This is a genomic window from Streptomyces sp. AB3(2024) (genome assembly GCF_041862025.1).
Lineage (GTDB): Bacteria > Actinomycetota > Actinomycetes > Streptomycetales > Streptomycetaceae > Streptomyces.
This window is the reverse complement of sequence record NZ_JBGWAB010000050.1, coordinates 1-20,860: the sequence shown is the minus strand read 5'-3', so window position 1 is coordinate 20,860 and position 20,860 is coordinate 1. Positions and strand designations below refer to the sequence as shown.

20 protein-coding genes and 3 pseudogenes are annotated in these 20,860 nt (G+C 71.3%); 12 read left to right on the top strand and 11 right to left on the bottom strand.

Translation table 11 applies throughout. The features are described 5' to 3' along the window. Positions 1–27: 27 nt before the first annotated feature. From ACEPPI_RS20525 to ACEPPI_RS20510, 4 genes and pseudogenes are all read left to right on the top strand, one after another. On the top strand, positions 28–237 hold the full coding sequence (locus tag ACEPPI_RS20525; RefSeq protein ID WP_373916691.1) for a hypothetical protein: 210 nt from the start codon (positions 28–30) through the stop codon (positions 235–237). After that, positions 234–953, top strand: a complete 720-nt coding sequence (locus tag ACEPPI_RS20520) for a restriction endonuclease (protein WP_373916690.1) — start codon at positions 234–236, stop codon at positions 951–953. Before ACEPPI_RS20525 ends, ACEPPI_RS20520 begins: the two co-directional genes overlap by 4 nt. Positions 954–1,044: 91 nt before the next feature. Beyond that, the gene (locus ACEPPI_RS20515) at positions 1,045–1,905 is read left to right on the top strand and encodes a patatin-like phospholipase family protein (RefSeq protein WP_373916689.1); all 861 of its coding nucleotides are present in this window, start codon (positions 1,045–1,047) and stop codon (positions 1,903–1,905) included. A gap of 248 nt (positions 1,906–2,153) precedes the next feature. Then, positions 2,154–2,444 (top strand): annotated as a pseudogene (locus ACEPPI_RS20510) (IS5/IS1182 family transposase); the annotation flags it as partial. A gap of 99 nt (positions 2,445–2,543) precedes the next feature. Here the strand turns inward: ACEPPI_RS20510 and ACEPPI_RS20505 are convergent. The 6 genes and pseudogenes from ACEPPI_RS20505 to ACEPPI_RS20480 form a co-directional block, all read right to left on the bottom strand. Further along, positions 2,544–2,786, bottom strand: a complete 243-nt coding sequence (locus ACEPPI_RS20505; RefSeq protein ID WP_373916688.1) for a hypothetical protein — start codon at positions 2,784–2,786, stop codon at positions 2,544–2,546. 326 nt (positions 2,787–3,112) lie between these two features. Then, a complete protein-coding gene (locus tag ACEPPI_RS20500; protein WP_373916687.1) occupies positions 3,113–4,387 on the bottom strand; it encodes a hypothetical protein in 1,275 nt (424 codons plus the stop codon). A 1,084-nt stretch (positions 4,388–5,471) separates the two neighbouring features. After that, positions 5,472–6,545, bottom strand: a pseudogene (locus tag ACEPPI_RS20495) (NACHT domain-containing NTPase); the annotation flags it as partial. Between the two features lie 88 nt (positions 6,546–6,633). After that, positions 6,634–6,798: pseudogene (locus ACEPPI_RS20490) on the bottom strand (XRE family transcriptional regulator); the annotation flags it as partial. Positions 6,799–7,287: 489 nt separating this feature from the next. Then, entirely contained in the window at positions 7,288–8,457 is a 1,170-nt protein-coding gene (locus tag ACEPPI_RS20485) for a hypothetical protein (RefSeq protein WP_373916686.1), read from the bottom strand. A 187-nt stretch (positions 8,458–8,644) separates the two neighbouring features. Next, complete coding sequence (locus tag ACEPPI_RS20480) at positions 8,645–9,217, bottom strand: TetR/AcrR family transcriptional regulator (protein ID WP_373916685.1); 573 nt, start codon at positions 9,215–9,217, stop codon at positions 8,645–8,647. Between the two features lie 141 nt (positions 9,218–9,358). On the opposite strand from ACEPPI_RS20480, the gene ACEPPI_RS20475 reads away from it, so the two are divergent. After that, positions 9,359–10,096 carry an SDR family oxidoreductase gene (locus ACEPPI_RS20475; protein WP_373916684.1) on the top strand — a complete coding sequence of 246 codons (738 nt, stop codon included), beginning with the start codon at positions 9,359–9,361 and terminating at the stop codon, positions 10,094–10,096. A 76-nt stretch (positions 10,097–10,172) separates the two neighbouring features. Here ACEPPI_RS20475 and ACEPPI_RS20470 read toward each other — a convergent pair whose 3' ends face one another. After that, positions 10,173–11,285, bottom strand: a complete 1,113-nt coding sequence (locus ACEPPI_RS20470) for an alpha/beta hydrolase (RefSeq protein WP_373916683.1) — start codon at positions 11,283–11,285, stop codon at positions 10,173–10,175. 201 nt (positions 11,286–11,486) lie between these two features. Here ACEPPI_RS20470 and lpdA point away from each other — a divergent pair, with 201 nt between their 5' ends. Continuing rightward, complete coding sequence (gene lpdA / locus ACEPPI_RS20465; RefSeq protein ID WP_373916682.1) at positions 11,487–12,890, top strand: dihydrolipoyl dehydrogenase; 1,404 nt, start codon at positions 11,487–11,489, stop codon at positions 12,888–12,890. Positions 12,891–13,039: 149 nt separating this feature from the next. On the opposite strand, the gene ACEPPI_RS20460 is transcribed toward lpdA, so the two are convergent. The 3 genes from ACEPPI_RS20460 to ACEPPI_RS20450 form a co-directional block, all read right to left on the bottom strand. Further along, positions 13,040–13,822, bottom strand: coding sequence for a maleylpyruvate isomerase family mycothiol-dependent enzyme (locus tag ACEPPI_RS20460; protein WP_373916681.1), 783 nt, complete (start codon positions 13,820–13,822; stop codon positions 13,040–13,042). 99 nt (positions 13,823–13,921) lie between these two features. Then, entirely contained in the window at positions 13,922–14,419 is a 498-nt protein-coding gene (locus tag ACEPPI_RS20455; RefSeq protein WP_373916680.1) for an N-acetyltransferase family protein, read from the bottom strand. 130 nt (positions 14,420–14,549) lie between these two features. Beyond that, positions 14,550–14,981 (bottom strand): MarR family winged helix-turn-helix transcriptional regulator, encoded by a 432-nt coding sequence (locus tag ACEPPI_RS20450; protein ID WP_373916679.1) that lies wholly within the window; start codon positions 14,979–14,981, stop codon positions 14,550–14,552. An 87-nt stretch (positions 14,982–15,068) separates the two neighbouring features. Between ACEPPI_RS20450 and ACEPPI_RS20445 the strand changes: the two genes are divergently transcribed. From ACEPPI_RS20445 to ACEPPI_RS20420, 6 genes are all read left to right on the top strand, one after another. Continuing rightward, complete coding sequence (locus ACEPPI_RS20445) at positions 15,069–15,992, top strand: zinc-binding alcohol dehydrogenase family protein (protein ID WP_373916678.1); 924 nt, start codon at positions 15,069–15,071, stop codon at positions 15,990–15,992. Between the two features lie 171 nt (positions 15,993–16,163). Continuing rightward, the gene (locus ACEPPI_RS20440; RefSeq protein ID WP_373916677.1) at positions 16,164–16,826 is read left to right on the top strand and encodes a DUF4360 domain-containing protein; all 663 of its coding nucleotides are present in this window, start codon (positions 16,164–16,166) and stop codon (positions 16,824–16,826) included. A 179-nt stretch (positions 16,827–17,005) separates the two neighbouring features. Further along, positions 17,006–17,857 carry an ABC transporter substrate-binding protein gene (locus ACEPPI_RS20435; RefSeq protein ID WP_373916676.1) on the top strand — a complete coding sequence of 284 codons (852 nt, stop codon included), beginning with the start codon at positions 17,006–17,008 and terminating at the stop codon, positions 17,855–17,857. Continuing rightward, a complete protein-coding gene (locus ACEPPI_RS20430) occupies positions 17,854–18,654 on the top strand; it encodes an amino acid ABC transporter permease (protein WP_373916675.1) in 801 nt (266 codons plus the stop codon). The genes ACEPPI_RS20435 and ACEPPI_RS20430 overlap by 4 nt, the downstream gene beginning before the upstream one ends. Before the next feature lie 7 nt (positions 18,655–18,661). Beyond that, entirely contained in the window at positions 18,662–19,495 is an 834-nt protein-coding gene (locus ACEPPI_RS20425; RefSeq protein WP_373916674.1) for an amino acid ABC transporter ATP-binding protein, read from the top strand. A 141-nt stretch (positions 19,496–19,636) separates the two neighbouring features. Further along, positions 19,637–19,804, top strand: coding sequence for a hypothetical protein (locus tag ACEPPI_RS20420; protein ID WP_373916673.1), 168 nt, complete (start codon positions 19,637–19,639; stop codon positions 19,802–19,804). Here ACEPPI_RS20420 and ACEPPI_RS20415 read toward each other — a convergent pair. Then, a partial coding sequence (locus tag ACEPPI_RS20415; protein WP_373916672.1) for a carotenoid oxygenase family protein occupies positions 19,786–20,860 on the bottom strand: 1,075 nt, incomplete at its 5' end. The genes ACEPPI_RS20420 and ACEPPI_RS20415 overlap by 19 nt on opposite strands.

Below are 20,860 nucleotides of genomic sequence, written 5' to 3'. Positions count from 1 at the left end.
TGGGATCCGGGTGGAGGGGCTGGGCACTTGCTGTCGATCGACGTGGCGGTACTGCTGTTGGTGGTCGTCGTACTGCGGCTGCGCCGACGGACCCAGGCCCGGAGCCGGTTCGACGAGAAGATGACCGTGCTCATCGTCCTGGCGCTGGGCGTCGTCCTCGCTCCCACCGAAGTGGGCCAGGGCATCGCCGATGTCCTGGGCCGGCTCGTCGACGGCGTGTCGCAGGCCGGCCAGTGACCGTGCCGAGTCGCCGGAGCCGCCGTCCCGTACGCCGCGCCGTGCGGCGGCGGCAACGGCGGCGGCGGAAGCAGCTCCCGGAACAGGTGGTCCTCGCCGTCCTCGCGGCGGCGGTCGCGGTCGCCCTGGCGGCCACCGCGCTACGGTGGCTCGCCGCCCACCCCTGGACCGTGGTGGCCGTCCTCTCGGTGGCGGCCGCGGTGGCCGCGGCGTGGGTGTGGCACCGCGGGGAGGCCCTCCGCTGGGACCGGGTGCGGGCGAGCGGACTGCGCTACGCGCTCGCACAGCTCGATGCCCTGCACCACCGGGAGTTCGAGTTCGCGGTACGGGACCTGATGCGCCGCGACGGCTGCGCGGACGCACGGCAGGTCGGTGGACGCGGGGACAACGGCGCCGACGTCAAGGCCACCGACCCGTCCGGCCGCCGGTGGGTCATCCAGTGCAAACACCGCAAGGACGGCTGGTCCGGGAAGCCCGTCGGCACCCCCGACCTGCACGTGCTCAACGGCACCGGCAGGCAGGTCCACCACGGTGACGTCCTGGTCATGCTCACCAACGGCCGGATCACCGACAACGCGGCCCGGTTCGCGAAGTCCCAGCGACTGCACCTCGTCGACCGTCACCTCCTCGCCGAATGGGCCGGCGGATCCCGCCCGTTGTGGGACCTCCTGCGCGCCCTCCCGCCGGGCGGCCGCCGCACCGGCCTCGAACCCTGAGGGCATCGCCCGGATCCCCTTGACCTGAAGCCCGGTCGAGGTCCTAGCGTAGACGATGTTGATCACCATCTGGCGGCAGGGGGACGAAACCGTGCATCTCGATACCGGAGCCACGTTCGACCGGGCACTCGTACTGGGCCCGGGAGGGCCGGTCGGCACGGCATGGATGGCCGGGCTGGCCGCTGGACTCGGCCGCGCGGGGGTGGACCTCGGTGACGCCGATCTGACCGTCGGCACGTCGGCCGGTGCCATCGTCGCCGCGATGCTGACCACCCGTCAGGACCTGCACCGGCTGAGCGTCCCGGCACACAGGCCGGGTCCGGCGGCCCCGTGGCGCGAGGTGGATCCGGCCGTGATGGCTTCGGTGTTCGCCGTCCTCGGCGACGCCGGGCTGGAACCCGGGGAGGCTCGGCGCCGAGTGGGCCGGATCGCGCTCGACCACGCCGGCCCCGGCGCCGAAGAAGCCCTGCTCGCGGGGCGGGGCGCCCTGATCGGCGCGAACGACTGGCCTGACCGGCACTTCCTGGTCACGGCGGTGGACGCGGTCTCGGGCGAACCCGTCGTGTGGGACCGCACGAGCGGCGTGCCGCTCGTGCACGCGGTGGCGGCGAGCAGTGCCTTCCCCGGGGCCGAACCGCCCGTCGGCATCCACGGGCGGCGCTACATGGACGGCGCCCTCCGCGCGGGGACGAACGCCGACCTGGCGGCCGGAGCCCGCGCACTGGTCGTCGTCGAACCGCTGGCGCACCTGTTCCCCGACGAGCCGCTCGACGGGCAGTCGGCAGACGGCGCGGGTCGTACGGTCGTGACCGTCGCCCCCGACCCGGACGCCGTCCGGGCGCTCGGCTCCGACCTGCACGACCGGGCCCACTGGGAACCGGCCTACCGTGCGGGCCTCGCCCAGGCGCCCGCCACCGCCGAACGACTGCGCCCGGTGTGGGTGCGCGGCTAGGGCATGTGTCGAGTTGCGATCGGTCTGCCGGTGCTGCCCTCGCGGCGAAGGCGGCGCCGGTCGTCCGGTACACATGACGCGTGCGCAACCGACGGACGACGATTGGGGGCTCGTCGAGCCGTATCTGCCGGTCGGTGAGTGCGGCCCCCAGCGGCTGCGGCAACAGTTCGAAGGCGTGACCTGCGAGTTCCGCCCGGGAGCGCAGTGGCGGTAGAACCGGACCGGTTCGGCACCTGGTCCACCGCGGTCCGCGGGGCAACCACGCCTACCTGTGCAAACGCAGCATCAAAGCGGTCATCCCGGAGAAGGAGGATCAGGCGTCCAACCGGAAGAACGAAGGCCGCAGAGGCGGCCGGCCGGTTGATCACGACGCCGACTTCCACAAGAAGCGGAACACCGTCGAGCGCCTGATCGACAAGCTGAATGCCTGGCGAGGCATCGTCACTCGATACGACAAAACGCCTGAGAGTTACCCCTCCGGCCTCCACCTGCGCGCCTCAATGATCTGGATCAAGTGCTTCGCCCGGATCAGCCCTTGACCGCGACCGGATGGGCGTTCTAGGTCGGAGGTGCAATCGTGATGTACGTGACACATACCCATTCGCCGGCTCGCAAAGCCCACCTGAAGCACCCTTCCTCTACGGGTGGTCCCCCGGGTCGCGATCGAGCGACCGGTCAACGCACTTGGTGACAGTCTCACCGTCCCGAACGGTCGGCACCTCGACTTGACGATCAAGGTCAATCGCCACGACGTCAACTACCCCACCGATATGACCGATAGAGTAGTCTTTTGTGACGTCCGGGTATTTTTCGAACACTGCCTGGATGTCCTTGAAAAAGGCGGTGTCGTGAGTCGGTCCGATCTTCGGCTTCGCCTTCATGGATGCTCCAGTACGCCGGTTGGTTGCCTGACCCTGCACGAGGCGCAGGCCACCTACTGAGCAATTACTCCACCACGATGCCCATTTGATTGCCACCGCCACCGGGGTGGAATGGCCCCTCGCGACTGCCTGCGCAATCCTTCGCCCAGCGGCATGCGGCCGGAGGTCGCACATGGGCTGGTCCACGAGCTCCTTGCCCAAGCCCACTCACGGCGGGCGATCGCCCCGGCACCTGGGCTGGGGCCTCAACACCGTGCTCCGGTACGTGAACGCCGCACGCCGGCAAACACCATCCGCGACAACCGGCCCGGGCCCGGCAGGCTGGATCAACGGCGCGTGATACGGCGCCCCTGGTCCGGACGGGGGGAGGCCGCTGCCAGCTCCCGGCTGGAGGCCTCCACCATGACGCGCACCATCTCGTCCGCGGACGGTCCGGGGGCGCGGCACAGGGAGTCGAGGCTGTAGCCGTTCGGGGCGAGCCGCAGGAGGGTGTCGGCGATGTGGTGGCGCTGTTGCGCGAAGGCCGCGTGGTCGCCGGTGTCGTGCTCCCGGGCGGGCCCCGGTGCCGGTCCGGCCGTGACGGTGTGGAGGTGCTCCTCGGCACCGACGGCCGACAGGACCTCGCGGAAGGCCTCGGCTTCGGACCGCCCGAGAGCCGCCAGGGTGGTCGCCAGATCGTCGGAGACCGGTGCCTGGCGGAGCCGGCGGGCTTCCTTGAGGTAGCGGTCGAGGATGAGGTGGAGGAACGAGCCGGCCGGGGGAGGAGCCTGGTCCATGGCGTCCAGGACGGCGCTGAGCCAGTCGACCATGCGCCGGCCCGCGAGTCCGAGTTCGTCCCAGCACTCGGACCGCAGGCTCTCGGCCAGGTAGCGGGCCCGTTCGAAGGCCTTCCGGCTCGATGTCATGGGGCTCGGGGCGTCCAGCGGGCCGTAGACGTCCCGTAGCCGGGGAGCGTGCTGCTCCGCGAGGGAGCACAGCAGGGCCAGGTGGACGTAGACGTGGAAGGCCGCCATGGTCCGGTGGGCGTTCCAGCGGTTGCTCCCGTCGAGGCCCGGGACGTTCCACAGCGACACGACGCGGCGGACCTCGGTGGGGGCGTGCGGGGAGTCGTCGAGGTCGCGGGCCAGCACGGAATGGGCGTGGCGGAAGTCGTACAGCCTCTGGTGGAGGGCCTCGTGGAGCAGGTGCTCGGCCACCCACCAGGGGTTCTGGAGGAGCTTGCGGTTCAGGAAGACGATGCCGACCAAGGTGAACTGCGAGCTCGACGCCTTGCCCTCCCACGCGTCGGTCCCGGAGGTGATCCCGATCAGGTGAGTGTGGCTCAGGGCGCCGCGGGAGGTCAGCGGGAGGAGTTCGGAGAGGAGTCGGTGGCCCTGGCGCAGCCGTGCGAGGTCGCTCTCATCGGGTTGCTCCAGCCCGGCGGCGAACTGCTGCTCGACGAAGCGGTCGAACGTCCGGCCGAGTAGGCCGTCGTCCCGGCCGGGGGAGTAGACCCAGGGAGTGTCGGACGGATCGCCGAGCCAGTGCGCGCCGACGGGATCGCCCTGCAGCGGTCCGTGGTCGGCGCCGGTCTCCACGTGCTGCGCGACGGCCTCGATCACCTCGGCGCACACCTGCGGGGACAGCGAGTTCCGCCGGGGTCCGATGGTCTCCTGGGCCAGCAGCTGCTGGACGGCCTGACGCAGGAGCGGATCGCCCAGGGCGCGGTATTCGGTACGGGGCCGGGCCCGTTGCAGGGGCACGCGGTTGGCGGGGCTCGATCTGGCGGGGTTCGCGCCCCGGAGGTGGGGGGCCGAGGTGTCCCTCGCGGGCGCGGACCTGCTCGGGGCCGATCTCTCGCGGGCGGACCTGGAGGGTGCGGACCTGTCCGGGGCTGCCGCCGCACAGCACGAGCAGGTTCAGGCAGTTGCCCGCGAGGTTGCCCGCCTCCGCCTCCCGTCCGGCGGTCGAGCCGGTCAGGGCGAGCAGCCGCTCCCGGTGATCGGGGCACTCCCGCACCATCGCGGACAGGAACTGGTACACCGCCTCGTCGCGCCCGAACGCCCCGAACGTGCTGCCCAGCACCTCCACCGGTTCCGCCATGAACTCGCCGAGGGGCGGGAGCGTTCCGTCCCCCGCGCGCGCCGCGAAGTACCGGGACCACGTCCACTCGCGCGTCCCGGCCTGCGCCGACCCGGCCGCCGGGATCACCTTCATGAAGTCGCCTCTGGGCAGACCGAGTTCGGCCGTGAACTTCAGGGCCACCAGGAATTCCAGCAGCGACTTGTGCGAAGGCCCGTAGTCACCCTCGGCGTTGCGCACCAGCATGCCCTGGTTGCGCATGTCCTGCTCCCAGTAGTCCAGGTCCTTGGCGCTCTGCACGGTCGACCCGAAGCAGGACCGCAACCGGTCCGGGAAGTCACGGTAGTTGAGGGTGAGCCGATGGGTGGAGAGCATCTCCCAGGCGACCTCGCACAGGAAGAGCAGCTTGTCCCCGCGCGAGGTGAACGTGCGCTCCGCGCTGACGTCGCGGTCCATCTTGCGCTGCACGGCGTAGAGATAGATCCGGGCCAGGTCGATCTCGGCGCCCTGCTCGATCTCCGGGAGCGCGTCGATCTCCAGCTCCGACATGAGAGGGCGCCCCATCAGCTCGCGCACGTCGTCATGGGCCATCACCATGCGGACCTTGTCCTCGGACAGGTCGTGGCGCAGCATCCGCTCGATCTGCTCGTCGTCGAAGCGGACCAGCTCGACGATGTCGAAGGTCGGCCCGTCCTGGGGCACCTTGGATCCGAGCGCGGACGCACTGACCTTCGCGCCGAAGAGGTTGCGCGCCTCCTGGGCGTTGCGGAAATGCTCCTGAAGGCTGCTGAGCAGCACCTTGGAGCCCGGGTCGACGGCGTTGGCCAGTTCCCAGAAGTTGGCGACGATCGTGTTGCGGTCGGCCCGCGCGGCCATCTCATCGAAGCCGTCGAAGATGAGGAGCAGCCGTCCCATGCGGTTCAGGACGCGGAAGACGTCGTAGCTCCGCAGGTCGATCTTGTGCTTGTTGAAGAAGAACTCCGAGAGCAGCCCCTGCATCGTGGTCTGCTTGGCGTAGTCGCGCAGGGGGATCAGCAGCGGGATCCGGGGCCTCGGCACCCCCCGGCGCCTGGCGTCGCGCCAGCCGCGCGCCATCTCGACGGCCAGGTGCAGGGCGAACCACGACTTGCCCATCCCGAACTCGCCGAGGACCGAAAGGTGCCGCTTGGCGGGCTCCTGGAGTTCGGAGCGGCCCGGTTCGGTACAGGTGTGGTGGCTCTCCTCCTCGACCCGGGTCTGGCTCACCCGTTCCAGGAACACGTCGATCTTCTGCTCCAGCCGTGCCTCGTGCGGTGCCCGGCTGCGGTCCACGAGCCCCTGGAACGCCGCTGTGAACCCGTCCACGTGCTCTTCGAACCCGTGGCCGAGATGCCCGAACTCGACCGTCTCCCGATTGCGTTCCACGGCTTGCGCCGCCTCCGCACGGAACGCCGCCCAGTCGCCTTCGGAGAAGGAGCGCCGGAAGGACTCCAGCACGTAGGGGTTCCGGAAGAAGGCGAGCACGGGCGCGGGGCGGCCGAGGCAGTACTCGATCAGCGTGTGCGCGTAGAGGCTGCCGAAGTCCTGCGGCGGCACCGTGGGGTCGAGCCGGACCGCCCGCAGGGCCCGCAGCACCGCCTCCTTGCGCAACGCGGTGTCCGCCAACGGTTTGGACGCCAGCTTGCCCAGGATCCCCGCGGCCGCCGTGACGATCTCCATCGCTTTCGCTCGCCCACGAACTCCGTTGTCCGTCAGCCCACTCGGGGAACCCTAGCGGCTGCGGACCCCCGGCAGCGGTACAACGGGCTCACCCGGCGACGGGGTACATCAGGCCGCGCCGACCTTCCGGCGAGGTCAGCCACTCCAGCTTCTCGGCCGTTTCGGTGCCCGGCAGCGGGGTGTGCAGCACGATCGCCAGATCGGGCCGGGCGGGAACGCGCAGCTGGGTCGACTCCACCTGGAGCGTGCCGACGACGGTGAAGGTGGCGCCCCCGTCGGTGGACACCTGCACGGCACCGATGTCGTAGCCGGGCTCGATGTCCCAGCGGGCGTCGAAGGAGAGGGTGGGGTCGGCCGGGTCGACGGTGACCGACCGTACGATGCTGCGGTCGAGGCTGACCTCGTCGCCCGGCCGGCCGGCCGGAGTGGAGGGAGGGGTATCCGGCGCCGTGGCCGTCCGGATCGACGCTCCACTCCACCGGACGCGTCGGGTAGACGGCCGGCGCGTCGAAGGTCAGGGAGCGCAGCGCGCCGGCCGTGAGGTACCCGCCCGAGCCGTTGCGCAGGCGTACGTAGTCGGCGCCGTTGGAGGGCGCGCCGGGGCGGGAGTAGGCGAAGGGCGTGTCGAAGTTCACCGTCGAGTGGAGCGCCTTCGCCTGGAAGCGGCCGGCCCCGGAGTGTCCGGCCGGCCGTGCGCCGTCGTCGAGGACGCCGTCGAGCGCAGCCGTGGTGGACCAGTCCTTCAGGAGGTCGAAGGGGTCTCCTTGGAGTGGTGGCGTGCCAGGGTCTTGGAGAGCCGGTCGAAGCCGGAGCCGCCGCCCGCGAACAGCAGGTCCTTGACGAAGCCGGTTCCGTAGCGCTCGTTGAGCGTGTGGATCATGATCTCGGCGCCGCCGTGGTCACAGAGGAAGCTCTGGCCGGGATCGGGCCACACCGAGAGGGAGTTCTCGGGGCCGCCGTTCCGGTCGCCGTACGGGTCGGTGTATCCCGGGGGCATCATCGCGTTCTGGCGGCCCTGGAAGCATCCGACCTTGAGGTTCTTCAGGGCGTCCTGACGCCGGTCGTCGTAGCCGACCAGCCACCTGGCCCATTCGGCCGTTCCCTCGGTGATCCAGTTGGGGCCGCTGACGTCCTCGGCCCTGCTGTGCCAGATCGCGTGGTTGTACTCGTGGGCGAGCAGGCCCTCGATGTAGTGGGGGAGGGGGAAACCCTCCCAGACGCGGCACGGGGCCGGGCAGAGGGACGGCGGCTCCGGGCCGACCATGGTCTTCCAGCCGGCGGCCTCGATGACGACGAAGTTGCGGTCGACCGCGGCGATGGCGTCCGAGAGGAACTCGCCGCCGGACGCGATGTTGTCGACGAGTACGACGAGCCGGTCGCCCGGCCCGCGCCAGGCGCCCGCCGGAATGCTCGGGTCCAGCAGTTCCGGCTTGGCGTTGCTCCCGTCGCGCGGGGTCGGGGTGCCGAACACCCGGGCCTCGCGCGGGCGGATGACGTGCTCGAACTGTTCGGCCACGTAGCGCAGCTGCCGGTCGGTGACGACGAGGTCGTCGGCGTTCGAGCTGCTGCAGTCGTCGCTGTCGACCCGCAGGTCACCGGTCCGCACCCAGAGCTCGACGTGAGGGGCGACCTCGCGCAGCTCGAACTCGCGCAGCACGGTCTGGAACGACCAGTCGACGGTCGGCCACGTGCGGCGCGTGCCGACGGTCGCCTCCCCGCCGCCGTAGCGGCCGGTGCGCGCCTGCTCGTGCAGCCGGGGGGACTTGCGCCACTGACGGTGTGCGGAGTGGGTGCGGGACGGCCCGTCGGAGCGCCGGTGGGGCGGTTGGTCCGGGGGGCTGCCGGGGCCCGGGTGCCCGTACGCGGGGGAGACGCCCAGGGACAACGCGAGTGCGGCCAGGAGGGTGGTCAACCACGCGGCGTGTCGACACACTCCGGCCGGGAGGGGCTGACGCATCGGATCTGCTTCCAAAGAAGCGGATGATGCGTCAACGTAGCGAAGCCGTGGCGCTGACCAGGGGATCTCGCGCGAGGCGTGTCGGGGCCGGGCCGCCGGGCCGACGTTGCGGTGGCCCGCGGCTCCGGTCCGGGAGCGGGCCTCACGGACGGGTCTTCAGGCCGTCCAGGGTGAGGTCGAGCAGGCGCTCCGCCCGCTGCCGCTGTTCGGGGCTCGCCGAGGTGAGGGCGATGCCTTCGAGGGCGGCGCCGATGTCGGCGGGGCCGATGTCCGTGCGGATCGTCCCGGCGGCCACGCACGCGTCCATGAGGGAGCTCAGGGCGGCGTGGATCATTTCGCGGCTGTGGCCGTACGGGCTGTCGCCCGTGGCGGCGATGGCGCGCAGGGCGTCGATCATGCCGTACTTGGCGCTCACGTAGTCGAGGAAGAGACGTGTCCAGGCGCGCAGGGCGTCCAGCGGCGGTTCCGTCGCCAGCAGGGTGGGGGCCGCGTCGCACAGCCGGGCCACCTCGTTGCGGTAGACGGCCTCGACCAGTGTCTCGCGGGTGGGGAAGTTGCGGTACAGCGTGGCGCTGCCCACTCCCGCCTCCTTGGCGATGCGCTCCAGGTGGGCGTCGAGCCCCTCCGTCGCGAATACGCGCACCGCGGCCGTGAGGATCTTCTCCCGGTTGCGCCGTGCGTCAGCCCTCAACGGCCGTTGTGCTCCCTCGGTCATGAGCGCTCGCCATCCCCTCTCAGGATCTCCGCCTTGCTAAGTGGGGGCGTGTCCACTTAGCCTGAAGTAAGTGGGGGCTCCCCCAATTCCACTGTAGGCCAACGCACCGGCCCGCACGCACCCCTCACGGAAGGACCGGCCATGTCAGGCATCGAGGGCAAGGTCATCGCACTCACGGGCGCCAGCAGCGGCATCGGAGAGGCGACGGCGGTCCATCTCGCGGAACGGGGGGCCCACCTGGTGCTCGGAGCCCGGCGGGAGGACCGATTGAACGCGGTGGTGGACCGGATCACGGCGCGGGGCGGCTCGGCCGTCGGGGTCGTCGTCGACGTCACGCGCCGCGAGGACCTCCGGCGCCTGACCGGCGCGGCGGTCGACCGCTTCGGCCGGCTCGACGTCCTGGTCTCCAACGCCGGCACCATGGCGGTCTCGCCGCTGGACGAGTTGCGCCAGGACGACTGGGACGCCATGGTCGCCACCCACATCACGGGCCTGCTGAACGGCATCGGGGCGGCGCTGCCCGTCTTCCGGCGGCAGAGGTCCGGTCAGTTCGTCAACGTGGCCTCCACCGCCGCCTACGTCGTCAAGGCTCCCCAGACCGTCTACGCGGCCACCAAGACGGCCGTGAAGGTCCTGACCGAAGGGCTGCGACAGGAGGCCGGCCCCGACCTCCGCGTCACCCTCGTCTCGCCCGGCTTCACCCACACGGAGGGCGTGGGCAAGGGGGCGAGTCCCGAGGTGGCGGCGGCGATGACCCGGCAGCGGGACGAGATGGCCATGCCGCCCTCCGCCATCGCCTCCGCCATCGGTTACGCGATCGGGCAGCCCGACGGCATCGACGTCAGCGAGATCGTCGTCCGTCCCACGGCGCAGGCCTGACGGCAGGAGCGGAGGGGCGGCGCAGAGGGCCGGCACGGAGGGGCGGCACGGAGGGGCGGCACGCCCGCCGGGGAGGTCACCCCGCGTTGACGTGGGCGCTGACCCACTCCAGGGAGGGCGGGATCTCGCGCCTCCAGGTGTTGAAGTTGTGCCCGCCGTGGTCGAGGGTGATCGACGAGACGTGCGCGGGAGCCTTCACCTTCCGGATGAACTGCTGCGTCGGCTTGAGGTTCGGCTCGCCCTGCAGGGAGCTGGTGACCAGGAAGGAGGACTTGCCCTGCGGCAGGTGGTCCAGGCTCCACAGCAGGTCCGCCCGCTTCTCCTCCTGCTTGTTGCCGTGGAACAGGTCGCCCGAGTCCGCGTCGATCTCCGGCTTGTAGTCGGCCGAGAGGCCGACCCCGGCCGCGTAGCGCTCGGGGTGCTCCAGAGCGATCTTCAGGGCGCAGTAACCACCCGTGGAGTCGCCCATGATGGCCCAGCTCGACGGCACGTTCTTCACCCGGTACGTGCCCGAGACGGCCTGCGGGAGGTCGGTGGCGAAGTAGGTTTCGCTCTGCGGCCCCCCGGGGACGTCCACGCACTGGGTGTTGCGGGTGGGGATCACAGACGGCCGCATCATCACGAGGACCATCGGCTGCGTCTTCTTGTGCTTGGCCAGCTTCCAGGCCGTCTTCGGGTAGTCGAGCCCCTTGATCAGGTTCTCCGACGTGCCCGGGAAACCGGTGAGGACCACGGTGGCGGGGAACGTCCTGTGCTCGTTGCCCTTCTGGAAGTACTCGGGCGGCAGGTACACGTAGGCCGATGTGGCGGTCTTGGACCGCTGCCCCTGGATCGTCACCTTCTCGATCACGCCGCCCACGCGCGGCGTGGCGCCGCCGGGCACGTCGACCGGCTGCCGGCCGAGGATCTTCACGCCCGAAGCGTCACCCTGCCCCGCGTCGAGGGCCGGCGGTGCCTGCGCGTGCCCGGCCAGCTCGGCCCACGATCCGTAGATCAGGAAGCTGCGGTTGGCCGCCAGTCCGATCGAGGCCACGAGCAGCAGCTGGAGCACCACGACCAGCGCGACCCGGCCGAACACCTTGCGCGGGCCGCCCTTCGACAGCCGTGGCCACAGCCAGACCGTCAGGGCGAACAGCAGGAGCGTGCACAGCAGGGCGAGCACGAGGGGGGCGCCACTCGTCAGCTTCATGGATCGGTGAGACCTTCTGTCGGCTATCGGTCGGGACCCGCGGGCCCGTCGGCCCGCGTCGGCGTGCCAAAGAAAGAGAGGGGAAGGCGGGGCAAAAGGTTGCGGGCCTTGAGGTGATCTTCGAACACCCGCTCCCGGAACCCGGCGTAACGTGGGCGTGAACTCACTTGCGCACGACTTGTTATGGGAAGGAAACCATCCATGCAGGAGCATTTCGACGTCGTCGTCCTCGGGGCCGGCCCCGGCGGATACGTTGCCGCCATCCGTGCCGCCCAGCTGGGTCGCAGCGTCGCGGTCGTCGAGGAGAAGTACTGGGGCGGCGTCTGTCTGAACGTCGGCTGCATCCCCACCAAGGCGCTCCTGCGCAACGCCGAGCTGGCACACCTGTTCACCCACGAGGCCAAGACCTTCGGCATCAAGGTGGACGGCGAGGTGTCCTTCGACTACGGCGAGGCGTTCCGGCGCAGCCGCCGGGTCGCGGACGGCCGGGTCAAGGGCGTCCACTACCTGATGAAGAAGAACGGGATCACCGAGTTCGACGGCCGGGGGACCTTCCTGGACGACCGGACCCTGCGGATCGACGGGGCGGGCGGCACCACCCGGGAGATCTCCTTCGGCGACTGCATCATCGCCACCGGCGCCACCCCGAAGCTGCTGCCCGGCACGCGGCGCAGCGACCGCGTGGTCACGTACGAGGAGCAGATCCTCGCCGAGGACGTGCCGGGGTCCATCGTGATCGCGGGCGCCGGCGCCATCGGCATCGAGTTCGCGTACGTCCTGCACAACTACGGCGTGAAGGTCACCATCGTCGAGTTCCTGGACCGGATCGCCCCGCTGGAGGACGCGGACGTCTCCGCCGAACTGGCCAAGCAGTACCGCAAGCTGGGGATCGACGTCCTGACCTCGACCCGCGTCGAGTCGATCGACGAGTCGGGCCCGCAGGTCCGGGTGACCGTCACCGGCGCCGACGGCGCGACGAAGGTGCTGGAGGCCGACAAGGTGCTCCAGGCCATCGGCTTCGCGCCCAACGTCACCGGCTACGGGCTGGAGGCCACCGGCGTACGGGTCACCGAGCGCGGCGCCATCGACGTCGACGGCCGCTGCCGCACGGCGGTGCCGCACATCTACGCCATCGGCGACGTCACCGCCAAGCTGATGCTGGCGCACACGGCGGAGGCCATGGGCGTCGTCGCCGCCGAGACCATCGCGGACGCGGAGACGATGGAGCTGGACTACCCGATGATCCCGCGGGCGACCTACTGCCAGCCGCAGATCGCGAGCTTCGGCTGGACCGAGGCGCAGGCGAAGGAGAAGGGCTTCGACGTCCGCGTCGCCAAGTTCCCCTTCACCGCCAACGGCAAGGCGCACGGCCTCGGTGACACGGCCGGCTTCGTGAAGCTGATCAGCGACGCCACGCACGGCGAGATCATCGGGGCCCACCTGATCGGCCCCGACGTCACCGAACTCCTGCCGGAGCTGACGCTGGCGCAGCAGTGGGACCTGACGGTGCACGAGGTCGCGCGCAACGTCCACGCGCACCCGACCCTCGGCGAGGCCGTCAAGGAGGCCGTCCACGGACTGGCCGGCCACATGATCAACTTCTGAGTCCCGCCGCGGGGCGGGAACCCGGCGCGCGCACCGGGGAAGTCCTCCCCGGCAGGAGGTACTCGACAGCTCGGGCCGGCCGCACGGACCGCTCCCTCACCGCAAGGGGGCGGGCCGTGCGACCGGACCGGCGGGCGCGCCGGGCGCGGTCAGAACGCCGAGTGGGTGAACCAGAGGTCGAGCAGGTCGGCGTCCCCGGTGCTCTCGACACCCGGCGCCGTGCGCGCGGTGCGGCCGTAGAGGACCAGCAGCAGATCGGCGGCCGACGCGCTGACGGCCGCGTCGGCGGCTTCGGCCCCGGCGCCGTCCCCCGCCCCGTCGGCGACGAGGCCGAATCCGTCGGGTCGCAGGCGGACCAGCCACGAGCCGTCCGTGTCGGTGCACCGGAACCGGATCGTCCGGCCCGTTCCCCGCAGCCGCGCCACCCCGGGCGCGAAGGGGGTGGCGTAGGGCAGGTTGACGAGGAACTCGTCGACGCCGTCCCGCGCGAGCGGGGCGTCGATCGAGGACGCGAGCCCCAGGGCGCGCTCCGCGTCGACGCGGTGGACCAGGGTCTCGAACAGCATCCGGCGGATCCAGAACCGGGCGTGGGCGTCGGCTCCCCAGACCCACATGGGCGCGTCGGGGTCGGTCGCGGCGAACACCTCGGCCGCCGCGGCGGCGCCGGCGGCCAGCCAGTCGGCGTAGTCCTCCTCGCGCTCGGGAAGGCGCAGGTCCACATCACGGCTCGTCGGGCGTTCCTGCACCTTCTGGAGCAGCAGCGCGGAGAACCAGCGGTGCACGCCACCGCAGTGCCGGACCAGGTCGGCTAGGGTCCAGCCCGGACAGGTGGGTACGGGGGCCGTCAGGTCGGCGCCGCGGACCAGGTCCACGAACCGTGCGCTCTGGGCGGCGACGGCCGCCGCGTGATCGGGCTGCTCGGCTGTGCTCATCGGGTGGTGCCTTCCTGACCTGGGGGTTCGCCTCTTCCGGCACTCTTTCACAGGGCTCGGGAGGTGCGTGCGCGGGGGGCGTCAGGGGTGTGCGGGGCGTCAGCACGCCCGTTCGTACTCGACCTGGTCGAGGGGGTTGCCGTCGCCGAAGTCGTGGGGGCGCGAGGCGCCGGTCTCGATGAAGCCGCACTTGGCGTAGAAGCGGCGCGACTGCGGTGTCCCGCGCAGCGTCCACAGGTGCACCCGGGCGAACCCGTCCTCGCGCAGCCGGCTCAGGGTCGCGTCCATCAGGGCGGCGGCGACCCCGCTGCCCCAGCCGTCGGGGTGGTTGTAGACGGAGAAGATCTCGGCGAGGCCGGGCCGGTCGGGGGAGGACGCGAAGAAGCTCAGGGCCAGCGGGCGGCCGTCGACCGTGGCGAGCAGCACCGTCTCGGAACCCCCGCCGACCCGCGCGTGCCAGCGGTGTCGCCGGTCCTCCACCGCCGGTGCGGCGAAATCGGGGGCGAAGAAGGGCGCGTAGACGGCCTCCCAGGCCGCGGCGTGGATCTCACCGAGCACGGTCCCGTCGGCCGGGCCCGCGCGACGAATCTCGATCATGCGGCGAGCCTACAGCGCAACGGGCCGCGCATGCCGAGGTGTTGGGGGCTTGAACTTACGCCGCCACACCTCACGCCGCCGCACCTCATGCCGCTGCACCCCACGCCGCCACACCTCACGGCACGCCGGGCTATGGCGCCTCGTGGAGCCGCGTCAGCAGGGCGATCAGCTGCCGCTGTTCGTCCGGGTCCAGCGGAGCCAGCAGCGCCGCGTTGGCCGTCCCGGCGAGCCGTGCGCAGCGGGCGAGGGTCGCCGCGCCCTCCGGGGTGACCGTGACGGCGTTCTTGCGGCGGTCGGCGGGGTCGGGGGTGCGCAGGACGAGTCCGCCCTGCTGGAGGTGGTTGAGGAGGCCCACCATGTCCTTCGGGTCGACCGCCAGGCGGCGGCACAGGTCGGCCTGGGCGACGGGTCCGTACTCGGCGGTCGCGGCCAGCACCGCGTGGTGCATGAGGCCCAGTCCCTCGCCGGAGAGCGCGTCGGCGACCAGCCCGCGGCCGCGTGCCGCGACGCGGCCGACGAGCCAGGTCGGAAGGGACCGGATGTGCGCGAGGGGGGACGTCATGGGGCCAGCCTAACGAAGTCGTTGGACATCCCCACGATTTCCCGCTTATCGTTGGGGCATCCAATGAATCCGGATCGGGGAGGTCCTGTGCTGCGCATCCGTCACGAGGTCAACGGCGGACCCGAAGTACTGTTCGCCGAACACGTCGACCGGCCCGTCGCGGGCCCCGGTGAACTGCTGGTCCGGGCCGAAGCCGTCGGCGTGACGCTGCCCACCGTGCGCAAGGTCAGGGAGGGCGACGGGCCCGTCTCCTTCGGCGGCGAGATCGCCGGAGAGGTCGTCGCCACGGGCCCGGGGGTGAGCGGCTTCGCCGTCGGGGACCGGGTCACCGGACTGTGCTTCGCCGACGCCTACGCCGAGTTCGCGCTCCTGGGTGCCGCACTGGCCTCCCGCATCCCCGACGGCGTGAGCGCGGTGCGGGCCGTCGCGCTGGTGCGCAGCGGCCTCGTGGCCCGCGGCGCCCACGCGGCCGCCCGCGTCGAGCCCGGCGAGTCGGTCCTCGTGACCGCCGCGGCGGGCGCGGTGGGCGGCCTCGCCGTCCAGTACGCGAAGGCCGCCGGGGCCGGGCGCGTCGTCGCCGCCGTCAGCAGTGCCGGCAAGGCCGATTTCGTCCGCGGCCTGGGCGCGGACCGGGTCGTGCTGTACGAGGACGCCGACTGGGGAGCCCCGTACGACGTGGTCCTCGACGGCGTCGGCGGCGACCTGCTCGGCCCCGCCGTCCGCGCCCTCGCCACCGGCGGACGCATCGTGGCGTACGGCTCGGGCGGCGGTACGGTCGAGGCCTACGAGCTGCTCGTCCGCGGCGCCTCGATGATCGGCTTCCAGATGCGGGCGATCGCCTTCGGCAAGCCCGAGCTCTACGACCGCTGGCGGCGCGAACTCTGGGAGCTGCACGCGGCGGGCACCCTGCGCCCCGCCGTCCACGAGGAGATCCCGCTCGCCGAGGCGGCCCGCGCCCACGCCGTCATCGAAGCGCGCCGCAACCTCGGCAAGGTGGTCCTGGTCCCGTAGCGGACGGACGGGTCGCCCGGCGCGGCCCCCTCCGCTGTCCGGCCGACTCGGCCGTCCGGGGGACACGCCGCTGCCCCGGACGCGGTGCGTGCCGCGCCTGCGACAGCGGTCGCGGGCGGTGTGGAACGGTTCGAGCCGGTCACGCAGAGCAGCCGATCGGAAGGACTCCACATGTTCAGAACGGTGTTCATCGCCGGCGCGGCCGCGGCCCTCGCCGCCTCCGCCCTCACCCCGTCCGCGGGGGCCGCCACCACCGCCGCCCCGGCCCCCGCACCCCTCGACAAGATCACCATCGACGTGGTCCAGGTCAACGGCTCCGGCTGCCGGCCCGGCAGCGCCACCGTTGCGGTCTCTCCCGACAACACCGCCTTCACGGTGGCCTACAGCGAGTACACGGCGCAGGTCGGCAAGGACGCCAAGGCGACCGACTTCCGCAAGAACTGCCAGCTCGGCCTGAGCGTGAACGTCCCCCAGGGCTACACCTTCGCCATCACCCAGGCGGACTACCGGGGCTTCGCCAGCCTGGCGCCCGGTGCGAGCGGCGAGCAGAGGGCCGGCTACTACTTCCAGGGCATGTCCGAGACCGCCCGCCGCAGCCACACCCTGCGCGGCCGCTACCAGGACAACTGGCAGGCCACCGACCAGGTCGCGATCGAGGCCCTCGTCTTCCACCCGTGCGGGGCGAAGCGGAACCTCAACATCAACACCGAGCTGCTCGCGCAGGCCGGCACCTCCGACACGGCCAACACCACCAGCTTCCTGACGATGGACTCCACCGACGGCAGCATCAACACCAAGTACCACTTCGCCTGGAAGACCTGCCCGCAGCGCTGAGCCGCGGCCGATCGGGTGGCGGGGCGCAACAGGCACTGTCCGGCCGCCCGAGGGCGATGTCCGGCCACGTCCGCGCCGCGTCAGGCCGGCTCCGCCGTCCCGCAAGGCCCCGGGCTTACGATCTCGACGGACGGTTCCCTCCCGTGACCGCTCCCACCCCGCATCCGTGGAGGTCAACCGTGTTCCGGACGGCCGCAGAACACCGCAGTCAGCGCAGCAGTCCCCGTATCCGCGCCACGGCCGGCCTCGCCGCCGCGGCGGGCGTGTTCCTCGCCGCGGGCTGCTCCTCCGGCGGCAGCGGCCCGGGGGAGGCGGCCGGAGGCGTCCCGGTCGTGGAGAAGGGCAAACTGACCACCTGTACGCATCTGCCCTATCCGCCCTTCCAGTTCGAGCAGAACGGCAAGGTCGTCGGCTTCGACGTGGCCCTGATCGACCTCGTCGCCCGGAACCTCAAAGTCGAACAGAAGATCCTCGACACTCCGTTCGAAAACTTCAAGACCGGGGCCTTCCTGAACTCCGGCCAGTGCGACCTCGCCGCGGCCGGCATGACGATCACCGACGAACGCAAGAAGAACGTGGACTTCTCCGTCCCCTACTTCGACGCGACCCAGGCCCTCCTCGCCAACAAGAAGAGCGGTGTCACCACGCTCGCCGAGCTCAAGGCCAAGGGCGGGAAACTGGGCGCGCAGGCGGAGACCACCGGGGAGAGCTACGCCAAGGCGCAGGGCTTCAACCCGGTCTCCTTCGAGAGCTCGGACGCGGTGCTGAACGGACTGCGCACCGGCCAGGTCGACGCGGTCGTGATCGACTACCCGGTCGTCCAGGGCTGGCTCAAGGACAAGACGAACGCCGCCGAGTTCGTCCTGGGCCAGAACATCGACACCGGTGAGAAGTACGGCTTCTCGGTGAAGAAGGGCAACGCCGCCCTCCTCGCCGCGATCGACAAGGCGATCACCACCGCCAAGGCCGACGGCACCTACAAGAAGCTCTACGAGCAGTGGATCGGACCCCTGCCCCAGGCCACGTCGTGACCTCTCGGCTGACCCGGCGCCAGCGGCGCCGGGTCTGGCAGTGGATCCAGTACGCGGTCTTCGTGGCCGTGCTGGTCCTGGTCGTCGTCCTCGCCGACTGGGGCCGGCTGGCGAACCAGTTCGCGCAGCCCGACCTGGCCGCCCGGCTCTTCCCGGACATCATCACCATCGCCCTGCGCAACACGGTGGTGTACACCTTCTCCGGATTCCTCTTCGGCCTCGTACTCGGCCTGGTCGTCGCCATGATGAGGCTCTCCTCGGTGGCCCCCTACCGATGGGCCGCCGGTGTCTACATCGAACTGTTCCGGGGTCTGCCCGCGCTGCTCATCTTCATCTTCGTGGGCGTGGCGGTGCCGCTCGCCTTCCCCGGCACCCAGATCCCCGGCGGCATCTACGGCAAGGTCGCGCTCGGTCTCGGCCTGGTGGCGGCCGCCTACATGGCGGAAACGATTCGGGCCGGCATCCAGGCCGTGCCCAAGGGGCAGATGGAGGCGGCCCGTTCGCTGGGCTTCTCGCACGCCCGCGCCATGGCCTCGGTGATCATCCCGCAGGCTTTCCGCATCGTGATCCCGCCGCTCACCAACGAACTGGTCCTGCTCTTCAAGGACTCCTCCCTGGTGCTCTTCCTCGGAGTGACGCTGGAGCAGCGGGAACTGACGAAATTCGGACGGGACCTCGCCAGCGAGACCGCCAACTCCACCCCGATCCTGGTCGCGGGCCTGTGCTACCTCCTGGTGACCGTGCCGCTGAGCTTCGTGGTGCGCCGCCTGGAAGCCCGTGCCGACAAGGCCACGTGAGGACGACATGCCACAACAGACACCACCGGCGGACACGGCGCCGGCGGACCGCCCGGAGATCGAGATCCGCGACCTGCACAAGTCCTTCGGCGACAACCACGTCCTGCGCGGCATCGACCTCGACGTCGCCCCCGGCGAGGTCGTCTGTGTCATCGGCCCGTCCGGCTCCGGCAAGTCGACGCTGCTGCGCTGCGTGAACCTGCTGGAGGAGCCGAGCCGGGGCACCGTCCACGTCGGCGGTACCGAGCTCACCGACCCCGACGTGGACATCGACGCCGTCCGCCGCCGCATCGGGATGGTCTTCCAGCAGTTCAACCTCTTCCCGCACGTCAGCGTCACCGGCAACCTCACGCTGCCGCAGCGGCGGGTGCTGGGCCGGAACAAGGTCCGGGCCGCCGAGGTCGCCCGGGAGAACCTGGAACGGGTCGGTCTCGCCGACAAGGCGGGCGCCTTCCCGGCCCAGCTGTCCGGCGGACAGCAGCAGCGCGTGGCGATCGCCCGGGCCCTGTCGATGGGGCCGGAGGTGATGCTGTTCGACGAGCCGACCTCGGCGCTCGACCCCGAACTCGTCGGCGAGGTCCTCTCGGTGATGCGGCTGCTGGCCGGCGAGGGCATGACCATGATGGTCGTCACCCACGAGATGAGTTTCGCCCGGGAGGTCGCGGACCGCGTCGTGTTCATGGACGGGGGAGTGATCGTCGAGCAGGGGCCGGCGGCGCAGGTGATCACGCGTCCGGCACACGAGCGGACCAGGAACTTCCTCGACCGCATCCTGGACCCCGCGGCGGCCGAGCCGCCCGTCGGCGAGGACCCCGGCCCGGCCCGGCCGCCCGAAGGGTGAGCGGGTCTTGTCATGGTCCGACGAGATGCCGTTGGGTGCGTTCGGGTGGGACGGAGCGCGGCCCGCAACCTGGCGCACAGAGTGACGAGTCCTCAAGAGTCCTCAAGAGTCCTCACGTTCGGTCACGACATTGGAGGTCCGATGGACACGCAGCCCACCTACGCACTGTCGTCGCGGACGCCGCGATGGGCGCTCGACCCCTACCGCTTCCCCGGACTGGAGGGCCTCGACATGGACGAGGCCCTCGCCGACGGAGCCGCCGCGCCGTCCACCGGCTCCGCCGAAGCCCCTCAGCGCCCGGCCCGCTGAACGGGCCCGGTGAGGGCCGCGTCCGGGATCCACGAGCCGTGGATCATGGCGGGTACCCGGCGCGGGAGGTGGACCGTGGCCACCGGGGCCAGGGCCGGATCCCCGGCGTCCAGGACGAGCAGCCGTGAGGCGTCGGCGTTCAGGTCGCCGACCACCGTCAGGAGGTAACCGGCGTCCTCCTCGGTGGCGCCGGCGGCCGGGACGAACACCGCCTCGCTGGGGAGCTGCCCGGCGCCGAAGGGCCGCAACAGGCGGGCGCCGGTGGCGCGGTCGTACTTCACGAGGGTGTGCCGGCCGATGCCCCGGTCGTCGGGGAAGGCGAGCGCGTACTGGTAGCGGTGCTCGCGCCCGGTGAACGCGTCGTTGATCGTCGGGAACTCGACCGTGAGGTCGTCGCTCTCCTCCTCCGTGGTCCGCCCGCTCGCCGGGTCCACGGTCCAGCGCCGGCCCCGGGAGCCGGAGGCGGGCTCGGCACCGCGGTCGGGGGCGCCGACCCACCAGTTCCAGGAGCGTCGCCAGCCGTCGCGGCCCACGGACGGGCCCTCGATGACGATCCGCCCGCGGGCGTCCTCGTAGGCGTTGGCGAGGTGCATGGCGAAACCCTGGCCGATCTCGAACCAGCGGACCCGCCGAGCGCCGCCCGCACCGCGCGGCAGGACGCCGATGCGCGAGGGCTGCGCGTCGCTCCAGCCGTACGGGATGCCGGAGTGCTCGGAGGGGTCGAAGGTGACCGAGCCCTCCAGGAAGACCACGTGGTGCTCGGTGAGCGCGAAGTCGTGCTTGAGGGCGGCGGTGGCGCCCGGCACCTCCTGGCTGTCCAGGACCTGCCCGTCGGCCGAGGCCACGTGGTGGATCAGGTACGGGGGGAAGGGGGAGGAGGAGAAGAAGTGGAGCTCGCCGGTGACCGGGTCCTCCTTGGGGTGCGCGGTCATGGCGCTGCGCAGCTTGCCGCCGAAGTCGTACGCGCCGACGGTCTCCAGTTCGGGTGTGAGTTCGAAGGGGAGGTTGGCCTCGCAGAGGGCGAGCAGGCGTCCGCCGTGTTCGATGATGTGGGTG